Below are 26,267 nucleotides of genomic sequence, written 5' to 3' on the forward strand. Positions count from 1 at the left end.
GAACGACCTCGCTCAGCCGCCGTCGCGGCCCGTGGGGAGCTGCACCACACTCACGAAGAAGTGGTCGATCTGCTTGATCGCCTCGATGAACCCCTCGAAGTCGACGGGCTTGGTGACGTAGGCGTTGGCGTGCAGCTGGTAGCTGCGCAGCACGTCCTCCTCGGCCTGCGAGGTCGTCAGCACGATCACCGGGATGTGCCGCAGCGCGGGGTCGTCCTTGACCTCGGCGAGCACCTCGCGGCCGTCACGGCGGGGGAGGTTGAGGTCGAGCAGGATCAGGTCGGGGCGCGGCGCGTCGGCGTACGGGGGCTCGTTGCGCAGGTAGGACAGGGCCTCGGCCCCGTCGGTGACGACGTCGAGCCGGTTGTGCAGGTACTCGTCGAAGGCCTCGCGGGTCATCAGGACGTCGCCCGGGTCGTCCTCGACCAGCAGGACGTTGACGATGCGGGGTTCGGGCGTGGTCATGCGGGGAGCTCCTCGGGGTTCTTCGACGGCGGGGGGAAGACGACGGCGACGGTGGCGCCCGGCCCGTCGCTCTGCACGACGCGGATGGTGCCGCCGTGGAACTCGGCGATCTTCTTCGCCAGCGACAGGCCGATCCCGGTGCCGGCGTAGACGTCGCGCGCGTGCAGGCGCTGGAAGATCACGAAGATCTTGTCCTCGTACTCGGGCTCGATGCCGATGCCGTTGTCGGAGACGCGCAGCTCGACCTCGCCGTCGCGCTCGGTGCCGGTGACGTGCACGACCGGCGGCACGCCCTCGCGGTGGAACTTCAGCCCGTTGCCGATCAGGTTGGCCAGCAGCTGCCGCAGCAGCTGCGGGTCGCCGGAGATCGTGGGCAGGGACCCGACGACGATCTCGCCGTCCAGCTCCGAGCGGGTCGTCTCGAGCCCGGCCGCGGCGGCGGCGGCGACGTCGGCGAGGGGCACGTCGACGAAGCCCTCGGTGGTGCGGCCGACGCGGGAGAACGCGAGCAGGTCGTTGATCAGGCGCTGCATCCGCTGCGCGCCGTCGACGGCGAACTCGATGTACTGGTCGGCCCGGTCGTCGAGCTGCCCGCCGTAGCGGCGCTGGAGCAGCTGGCAGAAGCTCGACACCTTGCGCAGCGGCTCCTGCAGGTCGTGGCTCGCGACGTAGGCGAACTGCTCGAGGTCGCGGTTGGAGCGCTCCAGCTCCCGGCCCTGCTCGGCGAGCCGGCGGTTGGCCTGCTCGGCGCGGTCCAGGTCGGCCAGGATGCGCACCCGCATCGCCTCGACGTCGGCGCCCAGCTCGAGGATCTCGCGCGGCCCGTCGGCGTGCACGCGCTGGTCGGCGTCGCCGCTGACGACCGACCGCACCTGTGCGGCGAGGTCGGAGACGGGCCCGAGGACCGTGCGGCGCAGCCCGACCGCGGCGGCCACCAGCACGAGCACGAGCAGCACCGCGACGGCGACGGCGGCCGTCTGCAGGAACGCCGCGGCCGCGGTGACGGCGGCCCGCCCCTCGCGCTGGCGCTCGGTGAGGTCGCGCAGCAGCACGTCGGCCCGCACCCGCACCTGGTCGAACAGGGTGCGCCCCTGGAGCGGGTCGGGCGCCGCGGCGCCGGTGTCGACCGCGGCGACGGCCGGCTCGGCGAAGCTCTCCCGCCACCGCTGCGCCGCCGCCGACACCGCCTCGACGTCGCGGGTCAGGCGCTCCTGGTCGACGAGCCCGCGCAGCTCCGCGGTGGCCGCCGCCTCCGCGTCGACGCCCGTGCGGAACGGCTCGAGGAAGTCGGGGCGGCCGGTGAGGCTGTAGCCCCGCACCCCGGTCTCCTGGTCGAGCAGGGCCACCGACAGGCGCTGCGCCGCGTCCAGCGCGGGCGACACCCGGTCGAGGAGCACCGCCCGCGACGCCGTCAGCCCCGACAGCGCGAGGCCGCCGAGGGTGATCGCGGCGACGGCGAGCAGCGCCAGCACCGCGGCCCCGACGGCGAACAGCCGCCCCAGCGGCCAGCGGTCCCCGGGGTGCTCGGCCGCAGCGGGCCGCCTGCGCAGCAGGGCGCGCGTCGTCACGGGCCGGCCGCCGTCAGCAGGAGGATCGCGACGTCGTCGGAGAGCGGGCCGCCGTTGAGCGTCTGGACGCGCTCGACGAGCCGGGCCGGGAGGTCGTCGGCGGGGGTGCCCGCCTCGTCGACGAGCAGCTCGATCAGACCCTCCGGCCACAGCGGTTCGTCCGGCACGGCGCCCTTCCCCTCGATGAGTCCGTCGGTGAACAGCAGCAGCGCCCAGCCGGGGTCGAGGCGCAGCGACTCGGCCTCCCACGCGGCGTCGTCGGAGATGCCCAGCGGCAGCCCGATCAGCGGCTCCACCTGCGCGGGCGGGTGCAGCGACACGGGGGCCGGATGGCCGGCGAGGCGGACCAGCGCGTCGCCGGACGCCTCGATGAGGACCGTGCAGACCGTGGTGAACAGCGTCGGGTCGTGGCGCTCGCTGACCAGGACCTGCTGCAGCTTGGGCAGCACCTGCGGCTCGTCGACGCCCGCGAGCACCAGAGCCCGCCACGACACCCGCAGCAGCGCACCGAGCGCCGCCTCGTCGGGGCCGTGGCCGCAGACGTCGCCGATGATCGCGTGGACGGTGCCGTCCGGGCCGCGGACGGCGTCGTAGAAGTCGCCGCCGAGCACCGCGCGGGCGCGCCCGGACCGGTAGAACGACCGCGCGCGGACGGGGCTGCCCGCCAGCAGCGGCGTCGGGAGCAGGCCGCGTTCCAGGCGCGTGGCCTCCGCGGCGACCAGCCGCTCCTCGCGCAGGCGCAGCGCGCTGGTCTCGGCGCGGCGGCGCTCCACGGCGTAGCGGATCGCGCGGATCAGCACCGGGCCGTCGACCTTGCCCTTGACCAGGTAGTCCTGTGCCCCGGCCGCGACGGCGGCGACACCGAGGTGCTCGTCGTCGAGTCCGGTGAGCACGCAGACCGCGGCGCCGGGATCGGACCGCAGGATGGCATGCAGGCCCTCCAGCCCGTTCGTGCCGGGGAGGTTGAGGTCGAGCAGGACGCACTCGCAGTCGGCCAGCAGCTCACCGTCGGCGACCTCGGCCAGCGAGACCGCGACCGTCAGGCGCAGGTCCGGATCGACCTCGGCCAGCAGCTCACCCACGAGGAAGGCGTCGCCGGGGTCGTCCTCGACCAGGAGTACCGCTCGCCCGCCCACCTAGCTGCCGACCGCCGCACCCAGAACGGAGGTGAACAGCACGAGACCGTCGTCGGACGGACCCGTCAGGGGGTCGATGGCGTGCTCGGGGTGCGGCATCAGGCCGACCACCCGCCCGTCAGCCGAGGAGATGCCCGCGATGTCGGCGAGTGCACCGTTGGGGTTGCCGCCGAGGTAGCGGAACGTGACCCGCCCCTCCCCCTCCAGCCGCGCGACCGTCTCGGCGTCGGCGACGAACCTGCCCTCGCCCGACTTGAGCGGCACCAGGACCTCCTGGCCCGCCGTGGCGGCCCCGGTCCACGCGGTGGCGGTCGACTCGATCCGCAGCCGCTGGTCGCGGCAGACGAAGTGCAGCCCGGAGTTGCGGACGAGCGCCCCCGGCAGCAGCCCCGCCTCGCACAGGATCTGGAAGCCGTTGCAGATGCCGAGCACCGGCAGCCCGCGCCCGGCAGCCGCCTTCACCTCGGCCATGATCGGCGCGAGGCTCGCGATGGCGCCGGCGCGCAGGTAGTCGCCGTAGGAGAAGCCGCCGGGGACGACGACCGCGTCCACGCCCAGCAGGTCGTGGTCGGCGTGCCACAGCGCCACCGGCTCGGCGCCCGCGTAGCGCACCGCGCGGGCCGCGTCGACGTCGTCGAGGGTGCCGGGGAAGGTGATGACCCCGATCCTCACTTGCGCGTCACCACCCAGTCCTCGATCACCGGGTTGGCGAGCAGCTCGCCGGCGATGCGGTGCAGGGTCGCGTCGTCGATCGCGTCGTCGACGTCGAGCTCGAAGTGCTTGCCCTGCCGCACCTCGGCCACGCCCGCCACGCCGATGCGGCCCAGCGCCCGCGTGACGGCCTGACCCTGCACGTCGAGGATCTCCGGCTTGGGCATCACGTCCACCACAACTCTGGCCACGGACCAGAGCCTACGGCCCTCCTCAGTCGAGGAACGCGGCGAGCATCGGCAGCAGCAGGTCGACCCGTCGCGGGGCCTGCATGTGGGTGGTCCCGGGCAGGATCGCGAGCTGCGACCCGGGGATCAGCTCCTGCATCAGCGCACCGTGCGCGGGCACGGTGAAGTCGCGGTCGCCGATCACGATCAGCGTGGGCGCGGTGACGGCCGCGAGCTGCTCGTCGGTCCAGCCCGTCCAGCCCTTGACGGTGCCCATCGTGCGGCCGGGCAGCGCGTCGAACTGCTCGGGGTGCGGGGACAGGCGGGCGTAGGCCTCGGCCATGTCGGCGAAGTCCTGCGCCGTCGGCATGATCGGGGAGGTGGCGTAGGTGCTCGGGTCGGCCAGGTCGGGGTGCGCCCCGTCGGGCCGCACGCTGGCCGAGATCGGCACGACCGAGAGCAGCCGGTCGGGGTGGCTCACCGCGAGCTCGAGCGCCGTGCCGCCGCCCATGCTGTGGCCCATCACGTGGGCGCGGTCGATGCCGAGGTGGTCGAGCAGCGCGACGACGTCACCCGCCAGGGCCGCGTAGCTCATGTCCCGGTCGATGTCGGCGGTGCGGCCGTGGGCCTGGAACTCCACCGCGATCACCCGGTGCCTCTGCGCGAGCGTCGGGATGCTGTCGGCCCAGGTCAGGTCGATGGTCATGACGCCGCCGTGCAGCAGCACCAGCGGCGTGCCCGCGTCGCCGTGGATCTCGTAGTACATGTGCAGGCCGTTCACGTCGGCGTATCCGTTGCTCATGCCCTTCAGACGCCGGCGGTGCCCCGGACTCATCGGCTCTGCGCGAACTCCCTCGACCGGGTCCGGCCGCGCCGCTGTACTGCCGGTATGGGCAGCTGGCTGGTTCTGGGCGGTACGCGGTTCCTCTCGCGCGCGGTGGCGGCCGAGGCCGTCGCGCGGGGGCACGAGGTGACGTGCGTGGCGCGCGGGGAGTCCGGGCCGGTGCCCGAGGGGGCGGCGCTCGTCGTCGCGGACCGGGACGTGCCCGGCGCGCTGGACCCCCTGCGCGGGCGGCGGTTCGACGCGGTGGTCGACGTGGCCACGATGTCGTTCCCCTGGGTGCGCGACGCGCTCGCCGTGATCGACGCCGACCACTGGACGTTCGTCTCGACGATCAGCGTCTACGCCGACACCGCGACGCCGGGCCAGGGCGTCGACGCGCCGCTGCTCGACCCGCTGGAGGGCGGCGGCCCGGCCGACGGCCCGGAGGTCTACGGGGCGGTCAAGGTGGCCTCGGAGGACGCCGTGCGGGCCGGGCACCCCCGTCCGCTCGTGGTGCGGGCGGGCCTGATCTGCGGGCCCGGCGACCGCAGCGACCGCTTCGGCTACTGGCCGGCCCGGTTCGCCCGCGGCGGCCCCACCGTCGTCCCGGACGCCCGTGACCAGCCGGCGCAGATCGTCGACGTGCGGGACCTCGCCGCGTGGATCGTCTCGTCCGGGGAGCGCGGGCTGACCGGGACGTTCGACGGCAGCGGCCCGCGCACGACCCTCGGCGCGGTGCTCGACGAGATCGCGGCGGCGGTGGGTGCCCCCGACCTGGTCCCGGTGCCGCTCGCCCCCGCCGCGCTGGAGGCCGCCGGGGTGTCCCCGTGGGCGGGGCCGCGCTCGCTGCCCCTGTGGCTGCCCGACTCCCACGTCGGCATCGCGGCCCGCGACACGTCCCCCGCCGCGGAGGCGGGCCTGGTGTGCCGCCCGGTCGCCGACACCGCCCGCGCCGCGCTGGAGCACGAGCGCACCCTCGACCCGGCCCGCGCCCGCGGCGCGGGCCTCGCCCCGGACGACGAGCGGGCCCTCCTCCCCGACCCCCCGCCCTGACCCGCCGGTGGCAGGGTGGCGGTCGTGCAGATCACCCACTACGGCCACTCGTGCGTGCTGCTCGACACCGGCGCCGCGCGACTCCTGATCGACCCCGGCACGTTCTCGGCCGGGTTCGAGTCCCTGACCGGGCTCGACGCCGTCCTCGTCACCCACCAGCACCCCGACCACCTCGACCTCGACCGCCTCGCCCCCCTGCTGCGCGCCAACCCCGGCGCCCGGCTGGTCGTCGACACCGGCACGGCGGGTGACCTCGCCGGGACCGACCACGAGGTGACCACCCCCGGAGCGGCGCTGGAGGTGGCCGGCGCCCGGATCGAGGTCCTCGGCGGCGAGCACGCGGTGATCCACCCGGACATCCCGGTGATCCCCAACAACGCCTACCTCGTCGACGGCACCCACCTGCACCCCGGTGACGCGTTCCCCGCCGTTCCCGTCCCGGTGGACGTGCTCCTGCTGCCCACCGCGGCACCGTGGCTGAAGGCGTCGGAGTGCGTCGACTACCTCCGCGCGGTCGCCCCCCGCACCGCCGTGCCGATCCACCAGGGCCTGCTGGCCCGGCCGCAGGTGTTCTACGGCCTGTTCACCGGTCTCGCCCCCGAGGGCACGGCGCTCCGGGTCCTGGACGAGGGCGAGCCCACCACCTTGTGACGCGCCCCGCGCGTCAGGCGGCGACCACGGACGCCGGGAGGCGGTAGGTCACCGGGGTCGCACCGAGGGCGAGGGCCCGGTCGACCGCCGCCAGCGCCGCCTCGACGCGCGCCGGTCGCCTCAGGTCCTTGGCCCGGACGTTGATCCGGACGACCCCGCCGCGCCGGGCCGTCCGGGCGACCTCGGCCAGCAGCACCCGGCCGCGCCAGGACTCCGCGGCCCGTGCGTCGTCGGCGACGGGGCGCCGCTCCGCCGAGGCCCGGAACCCGAGCACCCGGGCGCGGGCCGAGCCGGGGCCGTCGAGGCGGTGCACCCCGTTCTCGTCGGCGTACGCCGTGAAGCCCTGGTCGCGCAGCGCGTCGACGGTCCCCGCCGAGGCGATCCAGCGGGGCGGGACGAACAGGTCGGTGCGCAGGTCGACCGCCCCGAGGGTGCGCCGGGCCGCGCGCAGCCGCAGCCCGGCCTCGTGCCGCGGCAGCGCGGCGAACTCGGCGCGGCGACCGACCCGGGTGGGTCCGGAGCTGTGGTCGAAGCCGTGCAGCACGATCGCGTCGCCGCGGTCCCGGCGGCCGTGCAGCCACGTCACCAGCGGCGACGCGGCGAGGCCCTCCTCGAACGGCCCGGGCCGGAACAGCTGCGACAGCGCCACCCCGCGGGCGTCGAGGGCGTCGGCGAACTCCGCGCCGCGGGGCAGGGAGTCGTCGGTCAGACCGGACAGCGAGACGATCAGGCGGGCCACGCCGCCATGAACGCACGCCCGGGTGAACGCCGACCGACGCCGCGCGGACGGGCGCCGGTCAGGACCAGGTCCGTCCGGTGAGCCGCTCGTAGACCTCGACGTACCGGGCCCGGGTGGCGTCGACGACCTCGGCGGGCACCTCGGGCCCGGGCGGGGTGCGGTCCCAGTCGAGACCGGCCGACCAGTCGCGCACGAACTGCTTGTCGAAGGAGAACTGCGGCCCGCCCGGCGCCCACCGGTCGGCGGGCCAGTAGCGCGACGAGTCCGAGGTCAGCACCTCGTCGGCCAGCACGACCTCCCCCGACGGGTCGAGGCCGAACTCCAGCTTCGTGTCGGCGACGAGCAGCCCCTGCGCGGCGGCCGTCTCCGCCCCGCGCGCGTAGACGGCGAGGGTCAGGTCGCGCACCTGCGCGGCCCGGTCGGCCCCGATCAGCGCCTCGACCTCGGCGAACGACATGAACTCGTCGTGCTCCCCGACGGGCGCCTTGGTGGTCGGGGTGAAGATCGGCGACGGCAGCTTCGAGCCCTCGACGAGCCCCGGCGGCAGCTCCACCCCGGACACCGACCCGTGCCGCTGGTACTCCTTGAGCCCCAGCCCGGCCAGGTACCCGCGCGCGATGCACTCGACGGGCAGCATCTCCAGGCGGCGGCAGCGCACCGCGCGCCCGGCGAACTCGGCCGGCACGTCGGTCGCCGAGATCACGTGGTGCGGCACCAGGTCGCTGAGCTGCTCGAACCACCACAGCGACAGCTGGGTCAGCAGCGCGCCCTTGTCCGGTACGGGTGTGGGCAGGACGACGTCGTAGATCGAGAGCCGGTCGGAGGCGACCAGCACCAGGTCGTCGCCGTCGGCGTAGACGTCGCGGACCTTGCCCGAGTGCAGGAGGTTCACAGGATCGCTCCGGGCGAGTAGGCGGCGGCGGACGGGTGCGCGGCGACGATCCCGTCCACCCGGGCGACGACGGCCGCCACCTGCGCCGTGGCCGCGCCGGTGAAGGCCAACGGGTCGGTCAGCAACGACTCGAACGAGCCCCCCAACCTCTCGTCGGCCGCGAGCCGGGCCATCAGGTCGTTGTCGGACTGGCCCTTCTCCCGCATCGCCAGCGCGACGCCCACCGCGTGCTCCTTGATCACCTCGTGCGCGGTCTCCCGCCCGACGCCCGCCCGCACCGCGGCCATCAGCACCGAGGTGGTGGCCAGGAACGGCAGGTAGCGGTCGAGCTCGCGGGCGATGACGGCCGGGTAGGCGCCGAACTCGTCGAGGACGGTGAGCGTGGTCTCGATCAGCCCGTCGAGGGCGAAGAACGCGTCCGGCAGGGCGACGCGGCGCACCACGGAGTCGGAGACGTCGCCCTCGTTCCACTGCGACCCGGCCAGCTCGCCGGCCATCCCGGCGTAGCCGCGGAGCAGGACCATCATCCCGTTGATCCGCTCGGTGGAGCGCGAGTTCATCTTGTGCGGCATCGCCGACGACCCGACCTGGCCGGGCTGGAAGCCCTCGGTGGCCAGCTCGATGCCGGCCATCAGCCGGATCGTCGTGGCCAGCGAGGAGGGCCCGGCGGCGAGCTGGACCAGCGCGGAGAGCACGTCGAAGTCGAGCGAGCGGGGGTAGACCTGGCCGACGCTCGTCATCGTGGCCTCGAAGCCGAGGTGCGACGCGACCCGCGCCTCGAGGTCGGCCAGGCGGGCGGCGTCGCCGTCGAGGAGGTCCAGCATGTCCTGCGCGGTGCCCATCGGGCCCTTGATCCCGCGCAGCGGGTAGCGCGCCCGCAGCTCCTCCAGCCGGGCGAACGCGACGAGCAGCTCGTCCGCGGCGCTCGCGAAGCGCTTGCCCAGCGTGGTGGCCTGCGCCGCGACGTTGTGGCTGCGCCCGGCCATCGTCAGCTCGGCGTTCTCGGCAGCGCGGCGGGCGAGCCGGGCCAGCACGGCGACCGAGCGGTCGCGGACGTGCTCCAGCGAGAGCCGGATCTGCAGCTGCTCGACGTTCTCGGTGAGGTCGCGGCTGGTCAGTCCCTTGTGCACGTGCTCGTGCCCGGCGAGCGCGTTGAACTCCTCGATCCGCGCCTTCACGTCGTGCCGGGTGACGCGCTCGCGCGCCGCGATCGAGGCGAGGTCGACGTCGTCGACGACGCGCTCGTAGTCCTCCACCACCCCGTCCGGCACGTCGACGCCGAGATCGCGCTGGGCCCGCAGCACCGCGATCCACAGCCGGCGCTCCAGGACGATCTTGTTCTCGGGCGACCACAGCGCCACGAGCTCACGGCTCGCGTAGCGGGCGGCCAGCACGTTGGGGATCACGTCTGGACACCCTACGTGCGCCGGTCAGAGGTGCCGGAGCAGGATCTCGCGGGCCGCCGCCCGTGGGTCGGGATCGGACTCGATGAGCGCGCTGATCACCGCCCCGTCGACGAGGAACACGAGGTCGCGCAGCGCCTCCGGGGCGAGCGGGCGGCCGGCGCGGCGGAACACGTCGGCGAGCAGGGCGTCGAGCTCGGGACGCAGCGACCGCATCAGCGGCGCGAGGTACGGGCGGCGGCCGGCCCCGACGAGCCGCTCGTAGCGCAGCAGCACCGCGTCGAGCCCGCCGTCGCGGGACTCCGGGCCGAGGAGCTGGTCGATCACCAGCTCCACGGCCTCCGCGGTGTCGGGCTCACCCGGGCCCAGCGCGGCGAGCTGCGCGTGGCCCTCGGCGAGCTCGTCGCGGCTGGTGCGCTCGGCGGCGGCGGTGATGAGGTCGTCGAGGGAGTCGAAGTAGTAGGTCGTGGACGACAGGGGCAGCCCGGCCCGCTCGGCCACGGCCCGGTGCCGGACCGCGTCGAAACCCCCGGAGCGCAGCAGGGCCGCGGCCGCCGCCACCAGCTCGGCGCGCCGCCGCTCACCCTTCGGCGTCCCCACGGCGCCCATCCTCCCCTCCGCGCGCAGGGTCAGAGGCGGGGGGCGAGGTAGGCGGCCGCGGCGTCCAGACGGCCCGCGAACGGGACCGGGGCGCCGGGGCCGTCGCCCCGGGAGCTGACGACGACGGTCCCGCCCGACGCCGTCGGCGCCGACGCGCTCGTGCCGCTCACCGGACCGGGCGCCTCACCCGGCGGCAGGTACTCGACGGAGAGCAGCCCGGCCGTGCCCGCGTCGTCGACCTCCAGGCTGACGCCCCGCTCCCCGCCGGGACGGCAGTCCATCGTCACCGCCCCCTCGGTGGCCCCGACGACCTCGGGCAGCACCTCCTCCAGGTACGCCCGCAGCGCCGGGTCCTGGCGCTGCGCGCACTCCGTCGTGCCGGGGCCGAGCGGGGTGCCGGAGAACTCGGACGGGCCGCGCAGCGCGTCGGGCGCCTGCGCCGCCTCGGCCCGGGCCTCCGCGTCGGACGCCGCCCCGGGGGCCGCCGCCGGGGCCGCGGCCGTCGACGAGGCGTCCCCTCCGGGACCGGGCAGCGCGACCGCCACGCCCACCCCGGTGACGACGAGCAGCGCCATCGCCCCGCCGAGCACGGCGGAGCGGCGGCGGGCGGTGATCCGCCGGGAGGTCGCGACCACGCGGGCGTGGTCGAACCCGGCCGGCGGCGGGGTCTCCGAGGCGGCCTCGGAGAACAGCGCGGCCATGCGGTCGTCGTCGGTCATCGCAGTCTCCTCTCAGCCGGCGGGTCGCAGGTCGTCGAGCGTGTCGCCGAGCACCGCGCGGAGCGCGGCGAGCCCGTGCGAGGTCTGGCTCTTCACGGTGCCCTCGGAGCAGCCCAGCGCCGCGGCGGTGCCTGCGACGTCGAGCCCCTCGAGGTAGCGCAGCACCAGCACGGCGCGCTGGCGCGGGGGGACGGAGCGCAGCCCGTCGACGAGGACGTGCCGCGTGGCCACCCCGTCGGTGGCGGACGCGACGGAACCCGCCTCCACGACGTCGGTGAACCGCTCCCGCCGCCACGGCCGGCGCGACTCGTCGACGACGGAGCGCACGAGCGTGCGGCGCATCCACGCGTCGAGCGCGTCCTTGTCGCGGATCCAGCGCCAGTGCCGGTGCAGCGCCACGAACGCGGCCTGCGCGTGGTCGTCGGCGCGGTGCCAGTCGCCGCAGAGCAGGTACGCGGTGCGGCGCACGGCGTCGCGGCGCGCGCGGAAGTAGGCCTCGAACTCCGCTTCGGCGGCCTGGTCCAACGCGGTTCCCTCCTCCCCGTTCGCCGACAGGACGGGCGTGCGGGCGGACACGGTTGCACGCCGCCGCGAGCTTCCCCCGATCGGCCCAATGTCGTGACCGGACCGTGACCCTGACGCGACCGCGGCGAGTCCCCCTGGTTGAATCGACCGCTGTGCGACCCACCTCACGTTCCCGCCGGGCGTCCGCGAAGTCAGGTCCGATCGACCTGCGCTCGGACACCGTCACGCGCCCCACCAAGGAGATGCGCGCGGCGATGGCCGCGGCGGAGGTCGGTGACGACGTCCTCGACGGCGACCCGACCATGCGTGAGCTGGAGGTCCGCGTCGCGGGCGTGCTCGGCGCGGCCGACGCGCTGTGGACGCCGAGCGGCTCGATGGGCAACCTCATCGCGCTGATGGCGCACCTGAACCGCGGCGACGCCTTCCTCGCCCCGACGGGCGCGCACGTCCTCGACGCCGAGCTGGGCACCGCCGCGTGGCTGGCCGGCGGGATGCCGCGACCGCTGCCGCACGACGCCGGTCCGGGCCGCGTCACCCCCGACGCCGTGCGCCGGGCCGCGGGCGCCCCCGGGCCGTACTTCACGCTGCGCACCACGCTGCTGTGCCTGGAGAACACCCACAACGCCGCGGGCGGCACGATCACCGCCCCCGAGCAGCACGCCGCCGTGGCCGCCGCCGCGCGCGCCGCGAAGCTGCGCGTGCACCTCGACGGCGCCCGGCTGTGGAACGCGGCCGCCGCGCTCGGGGTGCCCCCCGGCGCGCTCACCGTCGGCGCCGACACGGTGCAGGTGTGCCTGAGCAAGGGCCTCGGGGCGCCGGTCGGGTCCGTCGTGGCGGGCTCGGCCGAGTTCGTCGAGGAGGCGCGGCGGCTGCGCAAGATGCTCGGCGGCGGCGTCCGCCAGGGCGGGGTGCTGGCCGCGGCCGGGCTCGTCGCGCTCGACCGCGTCGACCGGCTCGTCGAGGACCACCGGCGCGCCCGCACCCTCGCCGACGGGCTGCGCGAGCGCGGCTGGCAGGCGGCGGTCCCGCAGACCAACATCGTGCTGATCGCCGTCGCCGACCTCGACGGCACCCTGCGCCGCTTCGAGGAGGCGGGGGTGCGCGCGGTGGCGATGTCGGGTCAGGTCCGGCTGATGACCCACTGCGACGTCGACGACGCCGACATCACCGCCGCGCTCGACCGCATCGGCTCCCCCGGCGCGGGCACGGGCGAGGACGGCCGCGCCGACGGCCGCACGGCGTACGCGCCCACCCAGCGCGGCCTCAGGACGGGTGGCGATCGCGCTCCAGCGCGTCCAGGCGGGCGCTGATCGTCCGCAGCTCGGCCAGCACCAGCCCCAGCCGGCCCTCGACGTCCTGGATGTCGTCCTCGAGCTCGTCGCCGATCCGCTCCCCCGCCTTGCGCAGGTTCTCCACGAACCAGCTCGCGATCGACGCCGTCACGACGCCGAGCAGCGCGATCCCGGCGACCATCAGCGAGCCCGCGACGACCCGCCCCTCGAACGTCACCGGATAGCGGTCGCCGTAGCCGACGGTGGAGATCGTCGTCAGCGTCCACCACACCGCGTCACCGAAGGTCGTGATCGACGCGTCCGGGGCGTCGCGCTCGGCGTCGAGCACCGCGAGCGAGGCGACGAACCCGACCAGCGCCACCGTCCCGACGACGTAGAACACGACGCGGCCGCGCACGTCGTCGCGGAGCTGGCGGTTGAGCACGCTGATCACGGTGATCACCCGCAGCGCCCGGAGCTGGCGGAACATCGGCAGCAGCAGGATCGCGAGGTCCAGCAGGTGGGTGCGGACGAACCGCCACCGGTCGTGCGCCAGCGAGATCCGCACCAGGTAGTCGAGGCCGAACAGCGCCCAGACCCCGGTCACGACCGCCTCCAGCACGATGGCCCCCGGCTCGCCGATCGCGGGGTCGAGCACCTGCCAGGCGTACGCCACGAGGAACAGCACCGCGAGGCCCGTGAGCCACCAGTCCACCCGCCGGTCCCAGGCCTCGATGCGCGGCTCACCGTCCATGGCGCGGGACAGTACCGATGCCCGGCCGGGAACCGTCCCGGTCCGGCTCCGCGCAGGCCCGTGCCCGGAGCCGTCAGTGCTCCCGGGAGCACTCCGCCGCGGTCATCGGGTTCGCGTAGATCTCGACGGACCATCCGTCCCGGACGGCCACGCCGCCCCCGACGGGCGTCCGGCCCGGCCCGGTCAGCGACTCCCACGAGCACACCACCTGGAACTCGACGTCCGCGCGGGTGTTCCAGCCGATCCGGCGGGCGAACGCGTCGGGGTCGGCCGATCCCCTGATCGCCCTGATCCGCTGCTCGGTGACCCAGACCAGCGCCGCGCGCGGGTCCGTCTCGGTGCCGATCCAGTCCTGGGAGACGATCCGCTGCCACCGGTCCATCGCGTACCGCTCGCGGACGTTCGTGCCGATCTCGGTGAGCGTGAGGTGCCAGTGGGTGACTCCCTCCTCGCGCCAGCGACCGGAGTCGACGAGCCCGTCGAAGAACCCGGGATCCGGTGCGGACGACGGGACGTGGGCCACGCCCGGACGCTAGCCACGGCCCCCGACAGGACCGGGGGTCCGCCACTCCGGGGGGACGGCTCGGGCCCCGGACGGTTCCGGGTCTCGTCGGTGCTGCGTGGGACGATCCCCGCGTGGACGATCCCGACGCCGCCGCCCAGCCCCGTCCGTGTGTCCGGTGCGCCGAGCCGTGCGTGCTGTGGGTCGTCGGACGGTGCGCCGACTGCATGGCGGACCTCTACTTCCACCACCCCGAGGAGTACCGGGTGTTCAAGGACGACGTGCGCAGGGAGTACGGCACCAAGGCCACGTCGTGACCGTCCGGCGGCCCGCGGGGCGCACCTACGGGTGCTCGACGGCGACCTCCAGCCACCCGCCGAGCCGGCGCAGCGCCTCCCGCACGTCCTCGGTCGCCCCCGCGCAGGAGAACCGGATCCAGCGGTGCCCGTCGACGGGGTCGAAGTCCAGCCCCGGCGCCACCGCCAGCCCGACGTCGGCGAGGAGCCGGTAGGTCAGGTCCATCGAGTCGGCCGTGAGGTGGGAGACGTCGGCGTAGACGTAGAACGCGCCGTCGGCGGGGGCGAGCCGCGTGATGCCGAGGCGGGGCAGGCCGGCGAGCAGCAGGTCGCGGTTCACCGCGTAGCGGCCCACGTGCCCGTCGGCCTCGGCGTAGCTCGACTCCGCGAACGCTCCCAGCGCCGCCCGCTGCGCCGGGGCGGGCGGGCAGACGGTGAAGTTGCCCGCCACGCAGTCGGCCGCGCGCAGCAGCCGCGGCGGCAGCAGGAGCCAGCCGAGGCGCCAGCCCGTCATCGAGAAGTACTTGGAGAAGGAGTTGACGACGATCGCCTCGCGCGAGGTCTCCCATGCGCACGATGTCGCTGGGGTCCCGGGGTAGGAGATGCCGTGGTAGATCTCGTCGCTGACGAGCTGGATCCCGGTGCGCGCGCAGTGCTCCGCCAGCGCGGCGAGCTCCCCGGGGGCCAGGACGGTGCCCGTCGGGTTCGCCGGGCTGGCCACGACCAGGCCCTTCACCGGCTCGTCGAGCGCCTCCAGCATCTCCACCGTCGGCTGGTAGCGCGTCTCCGGCCCGCACGGGAGCTCCACGACCTCGCAGCCCAGCGCGGTGAGGATGTTGCGGTAGCAGGGGTAGCCGGGGCGGGCCATCGCCACGCGGTCGCCCGCGTCGAACGCCGCGAGGAAGGCGAGCAGGAACCCGCCCGACGAGCCGGTGGTGACGACGACCTGCTCGGCAGGCACGTCGAGCCCGTAGGTGCGGTCGTAGTGGCCGGCGATCGCGGCGCGCAGCTCCGGGATCCCCAGCGCGACCGTGTAGCCGAGGACCTCGTCGGCGATCGCGGCCGTCGCGGCGTCGCGCACGGCCTGCGGCGCCCCGGTGGAGGGCTGGCCGGCGGAGAGGTTGACGAGGTCACCGTGGGTGCGCTGGCGCTCCCCCGCGGCCGCCCACACGTCCATGACGTGGAACGGGGGGATGGCGGCGCGGCGCGAGGCGGTGGGCAGTGGGGTCGGCACGCCCTAGGAAAGCACGACGCCGGAAGCACGACGGGCGGGCCGCGCTCCCCCCAGAGGAGCCCGACCCGCCCGCAGGCGTGCGCCTACCTCAGAGGATCCCGCTGACCAGGTCCGAGGCCGAGAACAGGGAGCCGGTGTCCGCGTCGTCGACGTCCGCCTCGTCGACGTCCGCGTCGTCGACGTCGGTGCCATCGACGTCCGCGTCATCGACGTCCGTGCCGTCGATGTCCGTGCTGTCGACGTCGTCGGCGGCCGTGCCGTCGGTGTCGACGTCGTCGGCGCCCGCGTCGAGGTCCATCGTCGCCGAGAGCGGCAGGTCGGCCGGGGCGTCGGTGCCGGGCAGGGCCGGGACCCCGTCGGTACCGGGCAGGGCGGGGAGGCCGTCGGTACCGGGCAGCGCCGGCAGACCGTCGGTACCGGACAGCGCCGGCAGCGAGTCGGCGCCCGGCAGGGCCGGGAGACCGTCGGTACCGGACAGCGCCGGCAGCGAGTCCGTGCCGGGCAGGGCGGGCAGGCCCGGGAGCGCGGCGACGTCGAACGCGTCCCCGGCGGGGAGACCGTCGAGCCCGGGGAGCTCCGGCAGGGCGGCCTGCGACATCTCGCCGTCGACGGAGAACGCGTCGGCGGACAGGTCGGCCTGGAGGCGGTTGTCGTCGAGGTCGGGCACGGCGGCGGAGGCCGGTCCGGCGACGGCGAGCATCGCGACCGGGGCGCCGACGACGCCCAGTGCCACCCGGCCGGCGACCACCGCGGAGCGGCTCGGAGCGGCGTGACGGGGGTTGCTCATACAGGATCCTCTGCTCGGGGAAGGGTGCTGCCCGGAGGACCGCGGCCATGGCCGGTTGATGCGGGGAGCGACGTCCATGTCGATCTCTCCGGACGCGCAAAGACTGGCGTCAACCCGGGAGCACTGCAAGTCGCGCACAGTGACCGATTCGCGAGGTCCTGCGTCCGAACGGGTGCACTACCTGCACAGACGGTCGCGTCGTCGACGATCACGACTCCACGACATCATCAGATCGGGTGACGTGGCGTAACCCCGTCACCCGCCCGAGGGAACGGTGACCTCTCCGCGCACGGCCCGCAGAGCGATGTCGGTGCGGTGGTGCGACCCGGCCAGGTGCACGCCGTCGAGGCGGCGGTAGGCGTCGTCGCGGGCCGCGGCGAGGTCGGGGCCCGTCCCGACGACCGACAGCACCCGCCCGCCGGAGGACACGACGGCCCCGTCGTCGCGGCGGCGGGTGCCGGCGTGCAGCACGCCGTCGCCGTCGGCGCCGGAGATCGGGTCGCCCACCCGCGGGGTGCCCGGGTAGCCCTCCGCGGCCACGACGACGGTGACCGCGGCGCCGGGAGCCCAGTCCAGCGCGGGCACCCGGGCGAGCGTGCCGGTCGCGGTGGCGTGCAGCAGCCCGGCCAGCGGGGTCCGCAGCAGCGCGAGCACGGCCTGGGTCTCCGGGTCCCCGAAGCGGCAGTTGAACTCGATCACCGACGGGCCGTTCGAGGTGAGCGCGAGCCCGGCGTAGAGCAGGCCGGAGAACGGGGTCCCGCGCGCCACCATCTCCCGGGCGACCGGCCCGACCACGGACTCCACCAGCTCGTCGGCCAGGTCCGGGGACGCCCAGGGCAGCGGCGCGTAGGCGCCCATCCCCCCGGTGTTGGGGCCGCTGTCGTCGTCACCGACGCGCTTGAAGTCCTGAGCGGGCAGCAGCGGCACGACGGTCTCGCCGTCGACGAAGCAGAACAGCGACGCCTCCGGGCCGTCGAGGAACGCCTCCAGCAGCACGGGGTGCCCGCCGTCGAGCAGGGTCATGGCGTGGGCGCGCGCGATGTCACGGTCGGACGTGACGACCACGCCCTTGCCCGCCGCGAGCCCGTCGTCCTTGACGACGTAGGGCGCGGTGAAGCGGTCGAGCGCGGCGTCGAGGTGGGCGGGGTTGTCGACGATCTCGCACCCCGCGGTCGGCACCCCCGCCGCCGCCATGACGTCCTTCGCGAAGGCCTTGGAACCCTCGATCCGGGCGGCGGCGGCCCCCGGCCCGAAGCAGGCGATCCCGGCGGCGCGCACCGCGTCGGCGACGCCCGCGACGAGCGGCACCTCCGGGCCGATCACCACGAGATCGGCCCGCCACTCCGCGGCCAGCGCCGTGACCGCGGCGGGGTCGACGACGTCGATCCCGCGCTGCTCGGCCACCGACGCCGTGCCCGCGTTGCCCGGGGCACAGGCCAGCGCCGTCACCCCGGGGTCCTGCGCGAGGGCGATGAGGATGGCGTGCTCCCGAGCACCGGACCCGACGACCAGAACGCGCACGAGGGGGAAGAGTAGAGCGCAGGCTCACGGGTACGCTCGCCGCACCTGCCGTTCACACCCCGGACCCGGTGTCGACGCTCTCCCGTGGTGACGCGGTGGTCCGACCGGTCGAGTCTGCACCTCATGCCTCCCCGTCTCCCACTGCGAGGACTCACCGTGGCCGTACTCTCCGCCGTCACCGTGGCGGGAGCTCCCTCCGCCGCCCCCGTCGTGCCGGCCGGGGAGGGGGAGACCGCCCGGGTCGTCGTGATCGGGCACCGCGGCGCGTCCGGCTACCGCCCCGAGCACACCCTCGCCTCCTACGAGCTCGCAGCCCGGATGGGTGCCGACTTCATCGAGCCCGACCTGGTCACGACGGCCGACGGGGTGCTGGTCGCGCGGCACGAGCCGGAGATCGGCGGCACGACCGACGTCGCCGACCACCCGGAGTTCGCCGACCGGCGCACCACCAAGACCATCGACGGCGCCGAGTACACCGGCTGGTTCACCGAGGACTTCACCCTCGCCGAGCTGCGCACGCTGCGCGCGACGGAGCGGATCCCGCAGGTCCGCCAGGAGAACACGATCTACGACCGCCGGTTCGTCATCCCCACCTTCAACGAGGTGCTGGAGCTGCGCGAGCGCCTGTCCCGGGAGCTGGGCCGCGAGGTCGGCGTGTACCCGGAGACCAAGCACCCCACCTACTTCGCGACGCTCGGCCTCCCGCTCGAGCCGGCGCTGGTGCGGGCGCTGGACGGGGCCGGCCTCAACCGCGCCGACGCACCGGTGTTCGTCCAGTCCTTCGAGACGACGAACCTGCGCGCGCTCGACGCCGACCTCGCCGTGCCGCTGGTGGCCCTGCTGGAGGCCGACGGCATCCCGGCCGACCTGGCCGCGGCGGGCGACACCCGCACCTACCTCGACCTCATCACCCCCGACGGCCTCGCCGACCTCGCCACGTTCGCCGACGGCATCGGCCCGGACAAGAACCTCGTGATCCCCCGCAACCCCGACGGCACGCTCGGCACGCCCACCCCGCTGGTCGCCGCGGCCCACGCGGTCGGGCTCGTCGTGCACCCGTACACGTTCCGCAACGAGAACCAGTTCCTGCCGACGAACCTGCGCTCCCCCGGCTCCGACACCGACTACGGGGACGTGTTCGCCGAGTACGAGGCGTTCTTCGCCGCCGGCGTCGACGGGGTGTTCGCCGACAACCCCGACACCGCCGTCACCGCGCGGTCCCTGCACGGGTAGGGGTCAGACGATCCGCTCGTCGGCGTAGCACCACCGCCACGTCTCACCCGGCTCGAAGGAGCGGACGACCGGGTGGTCCTGCGCCGTGGCGTGGGCGGTGGCGTGCCGGTGCGGGCTGGAGTCGCAGCAGGCGACGTGCCCGCAGCTCAGGCACAGCCGCAGGTGGGCCCAGACGTCCTCGCCCAGCGCGCGGCAGTCGGTGCACCCGTCGGCGCTGTCGGGGGCGGGCTCGGACCAGGACCGCTCGTCGAAGGTCACGGTGTGGGCGCAGGTCATGTGGGCCATCCTTCACCCATGCACGTCGAGCTCACACTCCTCCTCCTCGTACTCGGCGCGCTCGCGATCACGGCGGTGTGCCGGCGCCTCGACGTCTCCGCTCCGCTGGTGCTGGTCGTCGCGGGCATCGCCGCGTCGTTCCTGCCCGGCGTCGAGGACCTGGAGCTCGAGCCGGACATCGTGCTGCTGGTCGTCCTGACGCCGCTGCTGTACTCCGCGGCGCTGGAGTCGTCCTACCTCGGGATCCGGGCCAACCGGCGGCCGATCGGGCTGCTCGCCGTCGGGCTGCCGGCGTTCACGGCGCTGGTCGTCGGGCTGGTGGCGTGGTGGCTCGTGCCCGAGCTGTCGCTGCCCGCCGCGCTCGTGCTCGGTGCGGTGGTCGCGCCGCCGGACGCGGTGTCGGCCCTCGCCGTGGGGCGCCGCCTCGGGCTGCCGCGCCGGGTCATGACGATCCTCGGCGGAGAGAGCCTGATCAACGACGCCACCGCGCTGACGCTGTTCCGGGTGTTCGTCGTCGTCGCGGCCGGCACGGCGGTCTCGGTGGCCGAGGCGGCCGGGATGTTCCTGCTCGCGGCCGTCGGCGGCACCGTGATCGGGCTCGCCGTCGGCTGGGTCGTGCACCGGCTGCGGATGCGGCTGCACGACGCGCGGGTGGAGAGCGCGCTCGGGCTCGTCGTGCCGTTCGCGGTGTACCTGATCGCCGAGCAGGCGCACACCTCCGGCGTGCTCGCCGTCGTCGTCACCGGGCTCTACCTGGGCCACCACGCGCCCGAGGGCGGCTACGCGTCGCGGCTGCAGGAGCAGGCGGTGTGGCAGGCGAGCGACACGATCCTGGAGTCGGTCGTCTTCGCGCTCATCGGTCTGCAGCTGACGACCGTGATCGCGCAGGCCGGCGACGCGGGGCGGCTCGTGCTCTACGGGCTGGCCGTCACCGCGGCCACGGTCCTCGCCAGGGTGCTGTGGGTCTTCCCGGCGACGTACCTGCCCAGGGCGCTGTTCCGGGGCGTCCGCAAGGCCGATCCGCGGCCGCCGTGGCAGGTGCCGGCCGTCATCTCCTGGTCGGGGATGCGCGGGGTCGTCACGCTGGCGGCCGCGTTCGCGATCCCGGCCGACGTCCCCGGCCGCGAGACGATCGTGTTCCTGGCCTTCTTCGTGACGATCGCGACGCTGCTGCTGCACGGCCTCACCCTGCCCGCGGTGATTCACCGACTCGGCGTCCGCGACACCGGCGGGCAGGCCCAGGTGCTCGCCGAGGCCCAGGCCCAGTACGCCGCGGTGCAGGCCTCGATCGGGCGGCTCGACGAGCTGATGGCCGAGGCGGGCGGCGGCGCCACCGCGCACACCGCGGAGAAGCTCCGCCGGTTCGCCCAGATGCGCGCCAACCAGGTGTGGGAGCAGCTCGGGCGGCCGGACTCGGAGGCGGGCGAGAGCCCGAGCGCCGCCTACAACCGCCTGCGCCGCGAGATGCTCACCCGCGAGCGCGACACCTTCGTCGCCAGCCGCGACGCCGGGGAGATCGACGACGAGATCCTGCGCCGGGTGCAGCGCCAGCTGGACCTGGAGGAGGCGATGCTGGCGCGCGACGACCCCTGACCCGCGAGTTTGCCGACCCCACCCGGCGAGTTTGCCGACCCCACCCGGCGAGTTTGCCGACCCGGCCCGGCGAGTTGGCCGGACGGGTACGGGGATCAGGACGTCAGGAAGCCGGCCAGCAGCCCGTTCACGACGTCCGGGCGCTCCTGGTGCGGGAAGTGCCCGACGCCCGCCAGCAGCTCCGCCCGGTAGCCGGCTCCGGCCCAGCGCCCCGACAGCGCGGCCGTCGACGGGAGCAGGCACGGGTCGCGCTCGCCGTGGATCTGCAGCACCGGCGCGTCGACGGGCCGGGAGACGGCCGCCGCGAACCGCCGCCCGTCCCCGCGGAACTGCGACCGCAGAGCCCACCGGTAGTACTCCATCGCGCAGTGCACGACCCCCGGCACCCGGATCGCGCTGCGGCAGCGGGCCGCCGCCTCGGCGAAGTCGTCGGTCCGCACCCAGTCCGGGCCCGACCACCCGCGCAGGATCGCCTCGACGCGCGCCCCCTCGTCGCGGCGCAGGGCGCGTTCGGGCCACCGCGGGACCTGGAACGCCAGCGCGTAGCTCGAGGTGGCCCGCCCCTGCCCGCGCAGGTCACGCACGAACGCCGACCGCACCGCCATCGGGTGCGGTGCGCCGAGCACCGTCAGCGACCGGACCCGGCGGGGGTGCAGGGTGGCCGTCGTCCAGCCGATCAGCCCACCCCAGTCGTGCCCGACGACGTGCGCGCGGGTCTCCCCGAGCGCCCCGATCAGGCCCGCAGCGTCCCCGGCGAGGGTCCACAGGTCGTAGCCGCGGGGCGGCTTGTCGGAGTCACCGTAGCCGCGCAGGTCGACCGCGACGGCCCGGAACCCGCGCTCCGCGAGGCCGACGAGCTGGTGGCGCCACGTCCACCAGAACTCGGGGAAACCGTGCAGCAGCACGACCAGCGGGCCCTGCCCGCACTCGACGACGTGCTGCCGGATGCCGTTGGCCGAGACCTCGGAGTGCGTCCACGGACCCGGGATGCGCACCGACGACGGATCGGGTGCGCGCACGGGTCAGCCCGTGCCGCGGCCGTTCAGCTGGGCCGGGGTGTCGGCCCGGTTCCGGTTCGACAGGACCTGCGCCGACTCCTTGAGCGAGCTGATCGTGCGCTCGGGCTTGCGGATCTTGCGCACCCGCAGGTAGCCGAGCAGCCCGAACACGCCCGCGACCAGCAGCATGAAGCCGAACACGATCCAGAACGACGCGGAGCGGTTGAGGAACAGCGCGAGCGTCTCGCCGAGGGCGAAGAACAGGAAGAACAGGCTGAACAGCGCCACGACCAGCGCGACGATGAAGAAGATGCTGCCCTGCAGGCCCTTCTTCACCTCGGCGGTGACCTCGGAGCGGGCGAGCTCGACCTCGGCGCGCACGAGCGTGGAGACCTGCGCGGTTGCCTCGCGGACGAGCCCGCCGATCGACTGGTCGGCCGCCGCGACGACCGGCTCCTTCGAGAGCGGGATCGAGGGGAGCACGGGCGGAACCTCCGTGCCGTTGGAGCTGGTCGGGCTGGCCACCACTGTCCTCCTGCACATCCTGCTGGTGTGTCTCGATGATCGGAACGCATCCTTCCACGCGGGGGGCACCGGTGCCCGACCAGGCGCGTCAGGTCCACTCGTCGGGTGCAGCGTGCACCCGTCCGCGACGCACGAGCAGCGCCGCGCCGATCAGCGCCGCGGCCGCGGAGGCGATGAGGATGGCGGCCTTCGCGGCGTCGAGCACCTCGGGCTGGTCGACGAGCGACAGCTCGGCGATCAGCAGGCTGACGGTGAATCCGACGCCGCCGAGCATCGACACCGCCGCCATGTCGCGCCACCCCAGGCCGCTCGGCCGGCAGGCCGGGGTGATCCGGATGGCCAGCCAGGCGAAGCCGAGGATGCCGATGACCTTCCCGACGAGCAACCCGGCCATGACGGCGAGCGGGACCGGCGCGGTGAACACCTCGCGCAGCGCGTCGGCCCCGACCGGGACACCGGCCGCGAACAGCGCGAACACCGGCACGCACAGCCCGGCCGACCAGGGCTGCAGCCGGTGCTCCAGCCGCACCGCGGGCGCGTACCGCTCACCGTCGTCGGGCCGGACCCGGGTGAGCAGGCCGAGCAGGACCCCGGCGATCGTCGCGTGGATCCCCGCCTCGTGGATCGCCACCCAGACCGCGACGCCGAGCGGCACGTAGATCCACCAGGCCCGCACGCGGCGCCGCTGCAGCCACCAGTAGAGCGCGGCGCCGAGCAACCCGGCCCCGAGCGCGAGCAGGTTGAGCCCGGAGCTGAAGACGAACGCGATGACGGCGATCGCGCCCAGGTCGTCGGCCACGGCCAGGCCCAGCAGGAACACCCGCGCGGTGGCCGGCAGGGCCGACCCGGCCAGCGCGAGCACGCCGAGGGCGAACGCGATGTCGGTCGCCACCGGGATGGCCCAGGCCTGCTCCATGCCCGGCGCTCCACGGCCCACGACCAGGGCGATCACGGCCGGGACGACCATCCCGCCGAGGGCCGCGGCCACCGGCAGCAGCGCCTGCCGCAGCTTCGACAGCTCCCCGACGACCAGCTCGCGCTTGAGCTCCAGCCCCACGACGAAGAAGAAGACCGCGAGGAGGCCGTCGGTGGCCCACTGCGCGAGCGTCAGGTCGAGGTGCAGCGCGGCCGGGCCGACGACGGTGTCGCGCAGCCCCACGTACGCACCGGACCACGGGGAGTTCGCCCACAGCAGCGCGACGGCGGTGGCGACGAGCAGGACCATCCCGCCGACGGTCTCGGTGCGCAGGTAGCGGGCGAACTCGGAGGCGGGGCGGGGTGCGATCACGGGCAGCTCCGGGGGCGTTCGGGCACGACGACGACGTTGCCGACCAGACTTCCCGGCGCACCGCGGGGGACGTTACCCGTCGTCGGGGCGGCCGCGCAGCCGCTTGACCCGGCCCCGCCGCGTCTTCTCGTCCATCCGGCGGCGCTTGGCCCCCTTCGACGGCTTCGTCGGCCGCCGGGTGGGTGGGTCCGCCGCCGTGGCCCCGCGGAGGGTGGCGGCGAGGCGCTCACGGGCCGCCTCGCGGTTGCGCAGCTGGCTGCGGTGCTCCGACGCGACGACCGTCAGCACCCCGTCGACCAGCCGGCCCGCCAGGCGCGCGAGCGCCCGGCTGCGCAGGTCGTCCGGCACCGACGGCGAGCGCGCGACGTCGAAGGACAGCTCGACGCGCGAGTCGGTGGTGTTGACGCCCTGACCACCCGGCCCCGACGCGCGCGAGAACCGCCAGTGCAGCTCCCTCGCGGGAAGCACCAGCGGTCCTCGCACGTGCAGGTCGTCGTCGAGCAGGTCAGTCCTCCGACTTGCTGCCGTCCTTGAGCCCCGAGGAGATCAGGTCCATGACGGTGGAGTCGGCCAGCGTCGAGACGTCGCCCACGTCGCGGTTCTCGGCGACGTCGCGCAGCAGCCGGCGCATGATCTTCCCGGAACGGGTCTTGGGCAGCTCCTCGACCACGAGGATCTTCTTGGGCTTGGCGATCGGCCCGATCTCCTTGGAGACGTGGTCGCGCAGCGCCTTGATCGCGTCCTCGCCGCCGTCCTTCGCCGCGTTGCCGCGCAGGATGACGAACGCGACGATGCCCTGCCCGGTGGTCTCGTCGGACGCCCCGACGACCGCGGCCTCGGCCACCGTCGGGTGGCTGACCAGCGCCGACTCCACCTCGGTGGTGGAGATGCGGTGCCCGGACACATTCATCACGTCGTCGACGCGGCCGAGCAGCCAGATCGCGCCGTCGTCGTCGTACTTCGCACCGTCGCCCGCGAAGTAGTAGCCCTGGTCGGCGAAGCGCGACCAGTAGGTGTCCTTGTAGCGCTCCTCGTCGCCCCAGATGCCGCGCAGCATCGACGGCCACGGCTTGTCGAGCACCAGGTACCCGCCGCCGCCCGGGCCGACCGGCTCGGCCTCCTCGGAGACGACCTCCGCGCTGATCCCGGGGATCGTGCGCATCGCCGAACCCGGCTTGGTGGCGGTGACGCCGGGGAGCGGGGCGATCATGATCGCGCCGGTCTCGGTCTGCCACCAGGTGTCGACGATCGGGCACCTGTCGTGCCCGATGTTCTCCCGGTACCACATCCAGGCCTCGGGGTTGATCGGCTCGCCGACGCTGCCGAGCACCTTGAGCGAGGAGAGGTCGTACTTCTCCGGGATCTCCTTGCCCCACTTCATGAACGTGCGGATCAGCGTGGGCGCGGTGTAGTAGATGGAGACGCCGTGCTTCTGCACGATCTCCCAGTGCCGGCCCTCGTGGGGGGTGTTGGGCGTGCCCTCGTAGAGGACCGAGGTGGCGCGGTTGGCCAGCGGTCCGTAGACGATGTAGCTGTGCCCGGTGATCCAGCCGATGTCGGCGGTGCACCAGTAGACGCTCTCGCCGGGCTTGTGGTCGAACACCACGTGGTGGGTGTACGCGGCCTGCGTGAGGTAGCCGCCCGAGGTGTGCAGGATGCCCTTCGGCTTCCCGGTGGTGCCCGAGGTGTAGAGGATGAACAGCGGGTGCTCGGCGTCGAAGGCCTGCGCCTCGTGCTCGTCGGACTGCCTGTCGACGACGTCGTGCCACCAGACGTCGCGGCCCTCGGTCCAGGGCACCTCGGTCTCGGTGCGCTTGACGACGAGCACGTGCTCGATCGACGGGGTGTCCTTGACCGCCTCGTCGGTGTTCTCCTTCATCGGCGCCGGCTTGCCGCGCCGGAACTGCCCGTCGGAGGTGATGAGCAGCTTGCACTCGGCGTCCTCGATGCGGGCCTTGAGCGCACCGGGTGAGAACCCGCCGAACACGACGCTGTGCATCGCGCCGAGGCGCGCGCAGGCCAGCATCGAGATGACGGCCTCGGGGATCATCGGCAGCTGGATGGCCACCCGGTCGCCCGCCTGCACGCCCAGCTCGGTGAGCGCGTTGGCCGCCTTGCTCACCTCGCTCTTGAGGTCGGCGTAGGTGATGGTGCGGGAGTCGCCGGGCTCACCCTCCCAGTGGAAGGCCACCTGCTCGCCGTGCCCGTCGTCGACGTGGCGGTCGACGCAGTTGTAGGCGACGTTGAGCTTGCCGTTCACGAACCACTTCGCGAACGGGGGCTGCCAGTCGAGGACCTGGTCCCACTTCTGGTGCCAGTGCAGGCGGTCGGCCTGCTCTGCCCAGAACCCCTCCCGGTCGTCGTCACCGCGGGCGTACCACTCCTCGGTGGCGTTGGCCTGCGCGGCGAACTCCTCGCTGGGAGGGAAGCTGCGGCTCTCCGTGGACAGGTTGCTCAACGTGGGTCCCGAGTCGGCCATCCGTACCCCTCCTGCTCGTCTCCGCACCGGGCATCGGCGCCCGGCACGCAATCTTGGG

At 74.5% G+C, this 26,267-nt stretch carries 29 protein-coding genes; 6 read left to right on the plus strand and 23 right to left on the minus strand.

What is annotated here, in order from left to right:
- Window positions 1–12 precede the first annotated feature (12 nt).
- From H6H00_RS06145 to H6H00_RS06170, 6 genes are read right to left on the minus strand one after another with little or no spacing between them, the layout of a single operon-like run.
- Window positions 13–465 carry a response regulator gene (locus H6H00_RS06145; protein WP_185720368.1) on the minus strand — a complete coding sequence of 151 codons (453 nt, stop codon included), beginning with the start codon at window positions 463–465 and terminating at the stop codon, window positions 13–15.
- A complete protein-coding gene (locus H6H00_RS06150) occupies window positions 462–2,033 on the minus strand; it encodes a sensor histidine kinase (protein WP_185720369.1) in 1,572 nt (523 codons plus the stop codon). The genes H6H00_RS06145 and H6H00_RS06150 overlap by 4 nt, the downstream gene beginning before the upstream one ends.
- The gene (locus H6H00_RS06155; RefSeq protein WP_185720370.1) at window positions 2,030–3,169 is read right to left on the minus strand and encodes a PP2C family protein-serine/threonine phosphatase; all 1,140 of its coding nucleotides are present in this window, start codon (window positions 3,167–3,169) and stop codon (window positions 2,030–2,032) included. The genes H6H00_RS06150 and H6H00_RS06155 overlap by 4 nt, the downstream gene beginning before the upstream one ends.
- Complete coding sequence (gene purQ / locus H6H00_RS06160) at window positions 3,170–3,841, minus strand: phosphoribosylformylglycinamidine synthase subunit PurQ (RefSeq protein WP_185720371.1); 672 nt, start codon at window positions 3,839–3,841, stop codon at window positions 3,170–3,172.
- The gene (purS, locus tag H6H00_RS06165) at window positions 3,838–4,071 is read right to left on the minus strand and encodes a phosphoribosylformylglycinamidine synthase subunit PurS (protein ID WP_185720372.1); all 234 of its coding nucleotides are present in this window, start codon (window positions 4,069–4,071) and stop codon (window positions 3,838–3,840) included. Before purS ends, purQ begins: the two co-directional genes overlap by 4 nt.
- Window positions 4,072–4,093: 22 nt before the next feature.
- Window positions 4,094–4,849 carry an alpha/beta fold hydrolase gene (locus H6H00_RS06170; RefSeq protein WP_185720373.1) on the minus strand — a complete coding sequence of 252 codons (756 nt, stop codon included), beginning with the start codon at window positions 4,847–4,849 and terminating at the stop codon, window positions 4,094–4,096.
- 87 nt (window positions 4,850–4,936) lie between these two features.
- Here H6H00_RS06170 and H6H00_RS06175 point away from each other — a divergent pair, with 87 nt between their 5' ends.
- Both H6H00_RS06175 and H6H00_RS06180 read left to right on the plus strand, forming a co-directional pair.
- Window positions 4,937–5,923 (plus strand): Rossmann-fold NAD(P)-binding domain-containing protein, encoded by a 987-nt coding sequence (locus H6H00_RS06175; RefSeq protein WP_185720374.1) that lies wholly within the window; start codon window positions 4,937–4,939, stop codon window positions 5,921–5,923.
- 24 nt (window positions 5,924–5,947) lie between these two features.
- Window positions 5,948–6,574 carry an MBL fold metallo-hydrolase gene (locus tag H6H00_RS06180; RefSeq protein ID WP_185720375.1) on the plus strand — a complete coding sequence of 209 codons (627 nt, stop codon included), beginning with the start codon at window positions 5,948–5,950 and terminating at the stop codon, window positions 6,572–6,574.
- Between the two features lie 13 nt (window positions 6,575–6,587).
- On the opposite strand, the gene H6H00_RS06185 is transcribed toward H6H00_RS06180, so the two are convergent.
- Genes H6H00_RS06185 through H6H00_RS06210 form a run of 6 tightly spaced genes read right to left on the minus strand, consistent with a single transcriptional unit; the run spans window position 6,588 to window position 11,452 of the window.
- Window positions 6,588–7,313: a DUF2334 domain-containing protein gene (locus H6H00_RS06185; protein ID WP_185720376.1), complete on the minus strand. Its 726-nt coding sequence runs from the start codon at window positions 7,311–7,313 to the stop codon at window positions 6,588–6,590.
- A gap of 58 nt (window positions 7,314–7,371) precedes the next feature.
- Entirely contained in the window at window positions 7,372–8,205 is an 834-nt protein-coding gene (locus H6H00_RS06190) for a phosphoribosylaminoimidazolesuccinocarboxamide synthase (RefSeq protein WP_185720377.1), read from the minus strand.
- Window positions 8,202–9,611, minus strand: a complete 1,410-nt coding sequence (purB, locus tag H6H00_RS06195) for an adenylosuccinate lyase (RefSeq protein ID WP_185720378.1) — start codon at window positions 9,609–9,611, stop codon at window positions 8,202–8,204. Before purB ends, H6H00_RS06190 begins: the two co-directional genes overlap by 4 nt.
- 24 nt (window positions 9,612–9,635) lie before the next feature.
- Window positions 9,636–10,217 (minus strand): TetR/AcrR family transcriptional regulator, encoded by a 582-nt coding sequence (locus H6H00_RS06200; RefSeq protein ID WP_185720379.1) that lies wholly within the window; start codon window positions 10,215–10,217, stop codon window positions 9,636–9,638.
- 20 nt (window positions 10,218–10,237) lie between these two features.
- Window positions 10,238–10,927 (minus strand): hypothetical protein, encoded by a 690-nt coding sequence (locus tag H6H00_RS06205; RefSeq protein ID WP_185720380.1) that lies wholly within the window; start codon window positions 10,925–10,927, stop codon window positions 10,238–10,240.
- Window positions 10,928–10,939: 12 nt separating this feature from the next.
- Window positions 10,940–11,452 carry a SigE family RNA polymerase sigma factor gene (locus H6H00_RS06210; RefSeq protein WP_185722204.1) on the minus strand — a complete coding sequence of 171 codons (513 nt, stop codon included), beginning with the start codon at window positions 11,450–11,452 and terminating at the stop codon, window positions 10,940–10,942.
- A 242-nt stretch (window positions 11,453–11,694) separates the two neighbouring features.
- Here H6H00_RS06210 and H6H00_RS06215 point away from each other — a divergent pair, with 242 nt between their 5' ends.
- Entirely contained in the window at window positions 11,695–12,762 is a 1,068-nt protein-coding gene (locus tag H6H00_RS06215; RefSeq protein ID WP_379540051.1) for a threonine aldolase family protein, read from the plus strand.
- Here the strand turns inward: H6H00_RS06215 and H6H00_RS06220 are convergent.
- Window positions 12,716–13,477 (minus strand): potassium channel family protein, encoded by a 762-nt coding sequence (locus H6H00_RS06220; RefSeq protein WP_185720382.1) that lies wholly within the window; start codon window positions 13,475–13,477, stop codon window positions 12,716–12,718. The two genes, H6H00_RS06215 and H6H00_RS06220, sit on opposite strands and share 47 nt — an antisense overlap.
- A gap of 73 nt (window positions 13,478–13,550) precedes the next feature.
- The gene (locus tag H6H00_RS06225; RefSeq protein ID WP_185720383.1) at window positions 13,551–14,000 is read right to left on the minus strand and encodes a hypothetical protein; all 450 of its coding nucleotides are present in this window, start codon (window positions 13,998–14,000) and stop codon (window positions 13,551–13,553) included.
- A 113-nt stretch (window positions 14,001–14,113) separates the two neighbouring features.
- Here H6H00_RS06225 and H6H00_RS06230 point away from each other — a divergent pair, with 113 nt between their 5' ends.
- Window positions 14,114–14,296 carry a hypothetical protein gene (locus H6H00_RS06230; protein ID WP_185720384.1) on the plus strand — a complete coding sequence of 61 codons (183 nt, stop codon included), beginning with the start codon at window positions 14,114–14,116 and terminating at the stop codon, window positions 14,294–14,296.
- Window positions 14,297–14,321: 25 nt separating this feature from the next.
- On the opposite strand, the gene H6H00_RS06235 is transcribed toward H6H00_RS06230, so the two are convergent.
- The 3 genes from H6H00_RS06235 to purD all read right to left on the minus strand — a co-directional run bounded on the left by H6H00_RS06235 (window position 14,322) and on the right by purD (window position 17,817).
- Entirely contained in the window at window positions 14,322–15,452 is a 1,131-nt protein-coding gene (locus tag H6H00_RS06235; protein ID WP_185722205.1) for a pyridoxal phosphate-dependent aminotransferase, read from the minus strand.
- Window positions 15,453–15,597: 145 nt separating this feature from the next.
- A complete protein-coding gene (locus H6H00_RS06240) occupies window positions 15,598–16,296 on the minus strand; it encodes a collagen-like domain-containing protein (RefSeq protein WP_185720385.1) in 699 nt (232 codons plus the stop codon).
- 255 nt (window positions 16,297–16,551) lie between these two features.
- Window positions 16,552–17,817, minus strand: coding sequence for a phosphoribosylamine--glycine ligase (purD, locus tag H6H00_RS06245; protein ID WP_185720386.1), 1,266 nt, complete (start codon window positions 17,815–17,817; stop codon window positions 16,552–16,554).
- Between the two features lie 123 nt (window positions 17,818–17,940).
- Here purD and H6H00_RS06250 point away from each other — a divergent pair, with 123 nt between their 5' ends.
- Window positions 17,941–19,050 carry a glycerophosphodiester phosphodiesterase gene (locus H6H00_RS06250; protein ID WP_185720387.1) on the plus strand — a complete coding sequence of 370 codons (1,110 nt, stop codon included), beginning with the start codon at window positions 17,941–17,943 and terminating at the stop codon, window positions 19,048–19,050.
- Between the two features lie 3 nt (window positions 19,051–19,053).
- On the opposite strand, the gene H6H00_RS06255 is transcribed toward H6H00_RS06250, so the two are convergent.
- Window positions 19,054–19,326: a UBP-type zinc finger domain-containing protein gene (locus H6H00_RS06255; RefSeq protein ID WP_379540052.1), complete on the minus strand. Its 273-nt coding sequence runs from the start codon at window positions 19,324–19,326 to the stop codon at window positions 19,054–19,056.
- 18 nt (window positions 19,327–19,344) lie between these two features.
- Here H6H00_RS06255 and H6H00_RS06260 point away from each other — a divergent pair, with 18 nt between their 5' ends.
- Window positions 19,345–20,919: a Na+/H+ antiporter gene (locus H6H00_RS06260; RefSeq protein ID WP_185720389.1), complete on the plus strand. Its 1,575-nt coding sequence runs from the start codon at window positions 19,345–19,347 to the stop codon at window positions 20,917–20,919.
- Window positions 20,920–21,014: 95 nt separating this feature from the next.
- Here the strand turns inward: H6H00_RS06260 and H6H00_RS06265 are convergent, their stop codons facing one another.
- The 5 genes from H6H00_RS06265 to acs form a co-directional block, all read right to left on the minus strand.
- Entirely contained in the window at window positions 21,015–21,938 is a 924-nt protein-coding gene (locus H6H00_RS06265; protein ID WP_185720390.1) for an alpha/beta fold hydrolase, read from the minus strand.
- Window positions 21,939–21,941: 3 nt separating this feature from the next.
- The gene (locus H6H00_RS06270; RefSeq protein WP_255425604.1) at window positions 21,942–22,442 is read right to left on the minus strand and encodes a phage holin family protein; all 501 of its coding nucleotides are present in this window, start codon (window positions 22,440–22,442) and stop codon (window positions 21,942–21,944) included.
- An 88-nt stretch (window positions 22,443–22,530) separates the two neighbouring features.
- Window positions 22,531–23,730, minus strand: a complete 1,200-nt coding sequence (gene nhaA, locus H6H00_RS06275; RefSeq protein ID WP_185720392.1) for a Na+/H+ antiporter NhaA — start codon at window positions 23,728–23,730, stop codon at window positions 22,531–22,533.
- A gap of 72 nt (window positions 23,731–23,802) precedes the next feature.
- A complete protein-coding gene (gene arfB / locus H6H00_RS06280; protein WP_185722206.1) occupies window positions 23,803–24,234 on the minus strand; it encodes an alternative ribosome rescue aminoacyl-tRNA hydrolase ArfB in 432 nt (143 codons plus the stop codon).
- A gap of 1 nt (window position 24,235) precedes the next feature.
- The gene (acs, locus tag H6H00_RS06285) at window positions 24,236–26,209 is read right to left on the minus strand and encodes an acetate--CoA ligase (RefSeq protein WP_185720393.1); all 1,974 of its coding nucleotides are present in this window, start codon (window positions 26,207–26,209) and stop codon (window positions 24,236–24,238) included.
- Window positions 26,210–26,267 lie beyond the last annotated feature (58 nt).

Source organism: Pseudonocardia petroleophila, from assembly GCF_014235185.1.
Taxonomy (GTDB): Bacteria; Actinomycetota; Actinomycetes; order Mycobacteriales; family Pseudonocardiaceae; genus Pseudonocardia; species Pseudonocardia petroleophila.

What these genes read in the sequence shown, in the direction of transcription:
- H6H00_RS06145 (WP_185720368.1), bottom strand. Translation starts at nt 465, where the DNA reads ATGACCACGCCCGAACCCCGCATCGTCAACGTCCTGCTGGTCGAGGAC.
- H6H00_RS06170 (WP_185720373.1), bottom strand. Translation starts at nt 4,849, where the DNA reads ATGAGCAACGGATACGCCGACGTGAACGGCCTGCACATGTACTACGAG.
- H6H00_RS06175 (WP_185720374.1), top strand. Translation starts at nt 4,937, where the DNA reads ATGGGCAGCTGGCTGGTTCTGGGCGGTACGCGGTTCCTCTCGCGCGCG.
- H6H00_RS06200 (WP_185720379.1), bottom strand. Translation starts at nt 10,217, where the DNA reads ATGGGCGCCGTGGGGACGCCGAAGGGTGAGCGGCGGCGCGCCGAGCTG.
- H6H00_RS06205 (WP_185720380.1), bottom strand. Translation starts at nt 10,927, where the DNA reads ATGACCGACGACGACCGCATGGCCGCGCTGTTCTCCGAGGCCGCCTCG.
- H6H00_RS06215 (WP_379540051.1), top strand. Translation starts at nt 11,695, where the DNA reads ATGCGCGCGGCGATGGCCGCGGCGGAGGTCGGTGACGACGTCCTCGAC.
- H6H00_RS06220 (WP_185720382.1), bottom strand. Translation starts at nt 13,477, where the DNA reads ATGGACGGTGAGCCGCGCATCGAGGCCTGGGACCGGCGGGTGGACTGG.
- H6H00_RS06235 (WP_185722205.1), bottom strand. Translation starts at nt 15,452, where the DNA reads ATGGACGTGTGGGCGGCCGCGGGGGAGCGCCAGCGCACCCACGGTGAC.
- H6H00_RS06240 (WP_185720385.1), bottom strand. Translation starts at nt 16,296, where the DNA reads ATGAGCAACCCCCGTCACGCCGCTCCGAGCCGCTCCGCGGTGGTCGCC.
- H6H00_RS06250 (WP_185720387.1), top strand. Translation starts at nt 17,941, where the DNA reads ATGCCTCCCCGTCTCCCACTGCGAGGACTCACCGTGGCCGTACTCTCC.
- H6H00_RS06255 (WP_379540052.1), bottom strand. Translation starts at nt 19,326, where the DNA reads ATGACCTGCGCCCACACCGTGACCTTCGACGAGCGGTCCTGGTCCGAG.
- H6H00_RS06260 (WP_185720389.1), top strand. Translation starts at nt 19,345, where the DNA reads ATGCACGTCGAGCTCACACTCCTCCTCCTCGTACTCGGCGCGCTCGCG.
- acs (WP_185720393.1), bottom strand. Translation starts at nt 26,209, where the DNA reads ATGGCCGACTCGGGACCCACGTTGAGCAACCTGTCCACGGAGAGCCGC.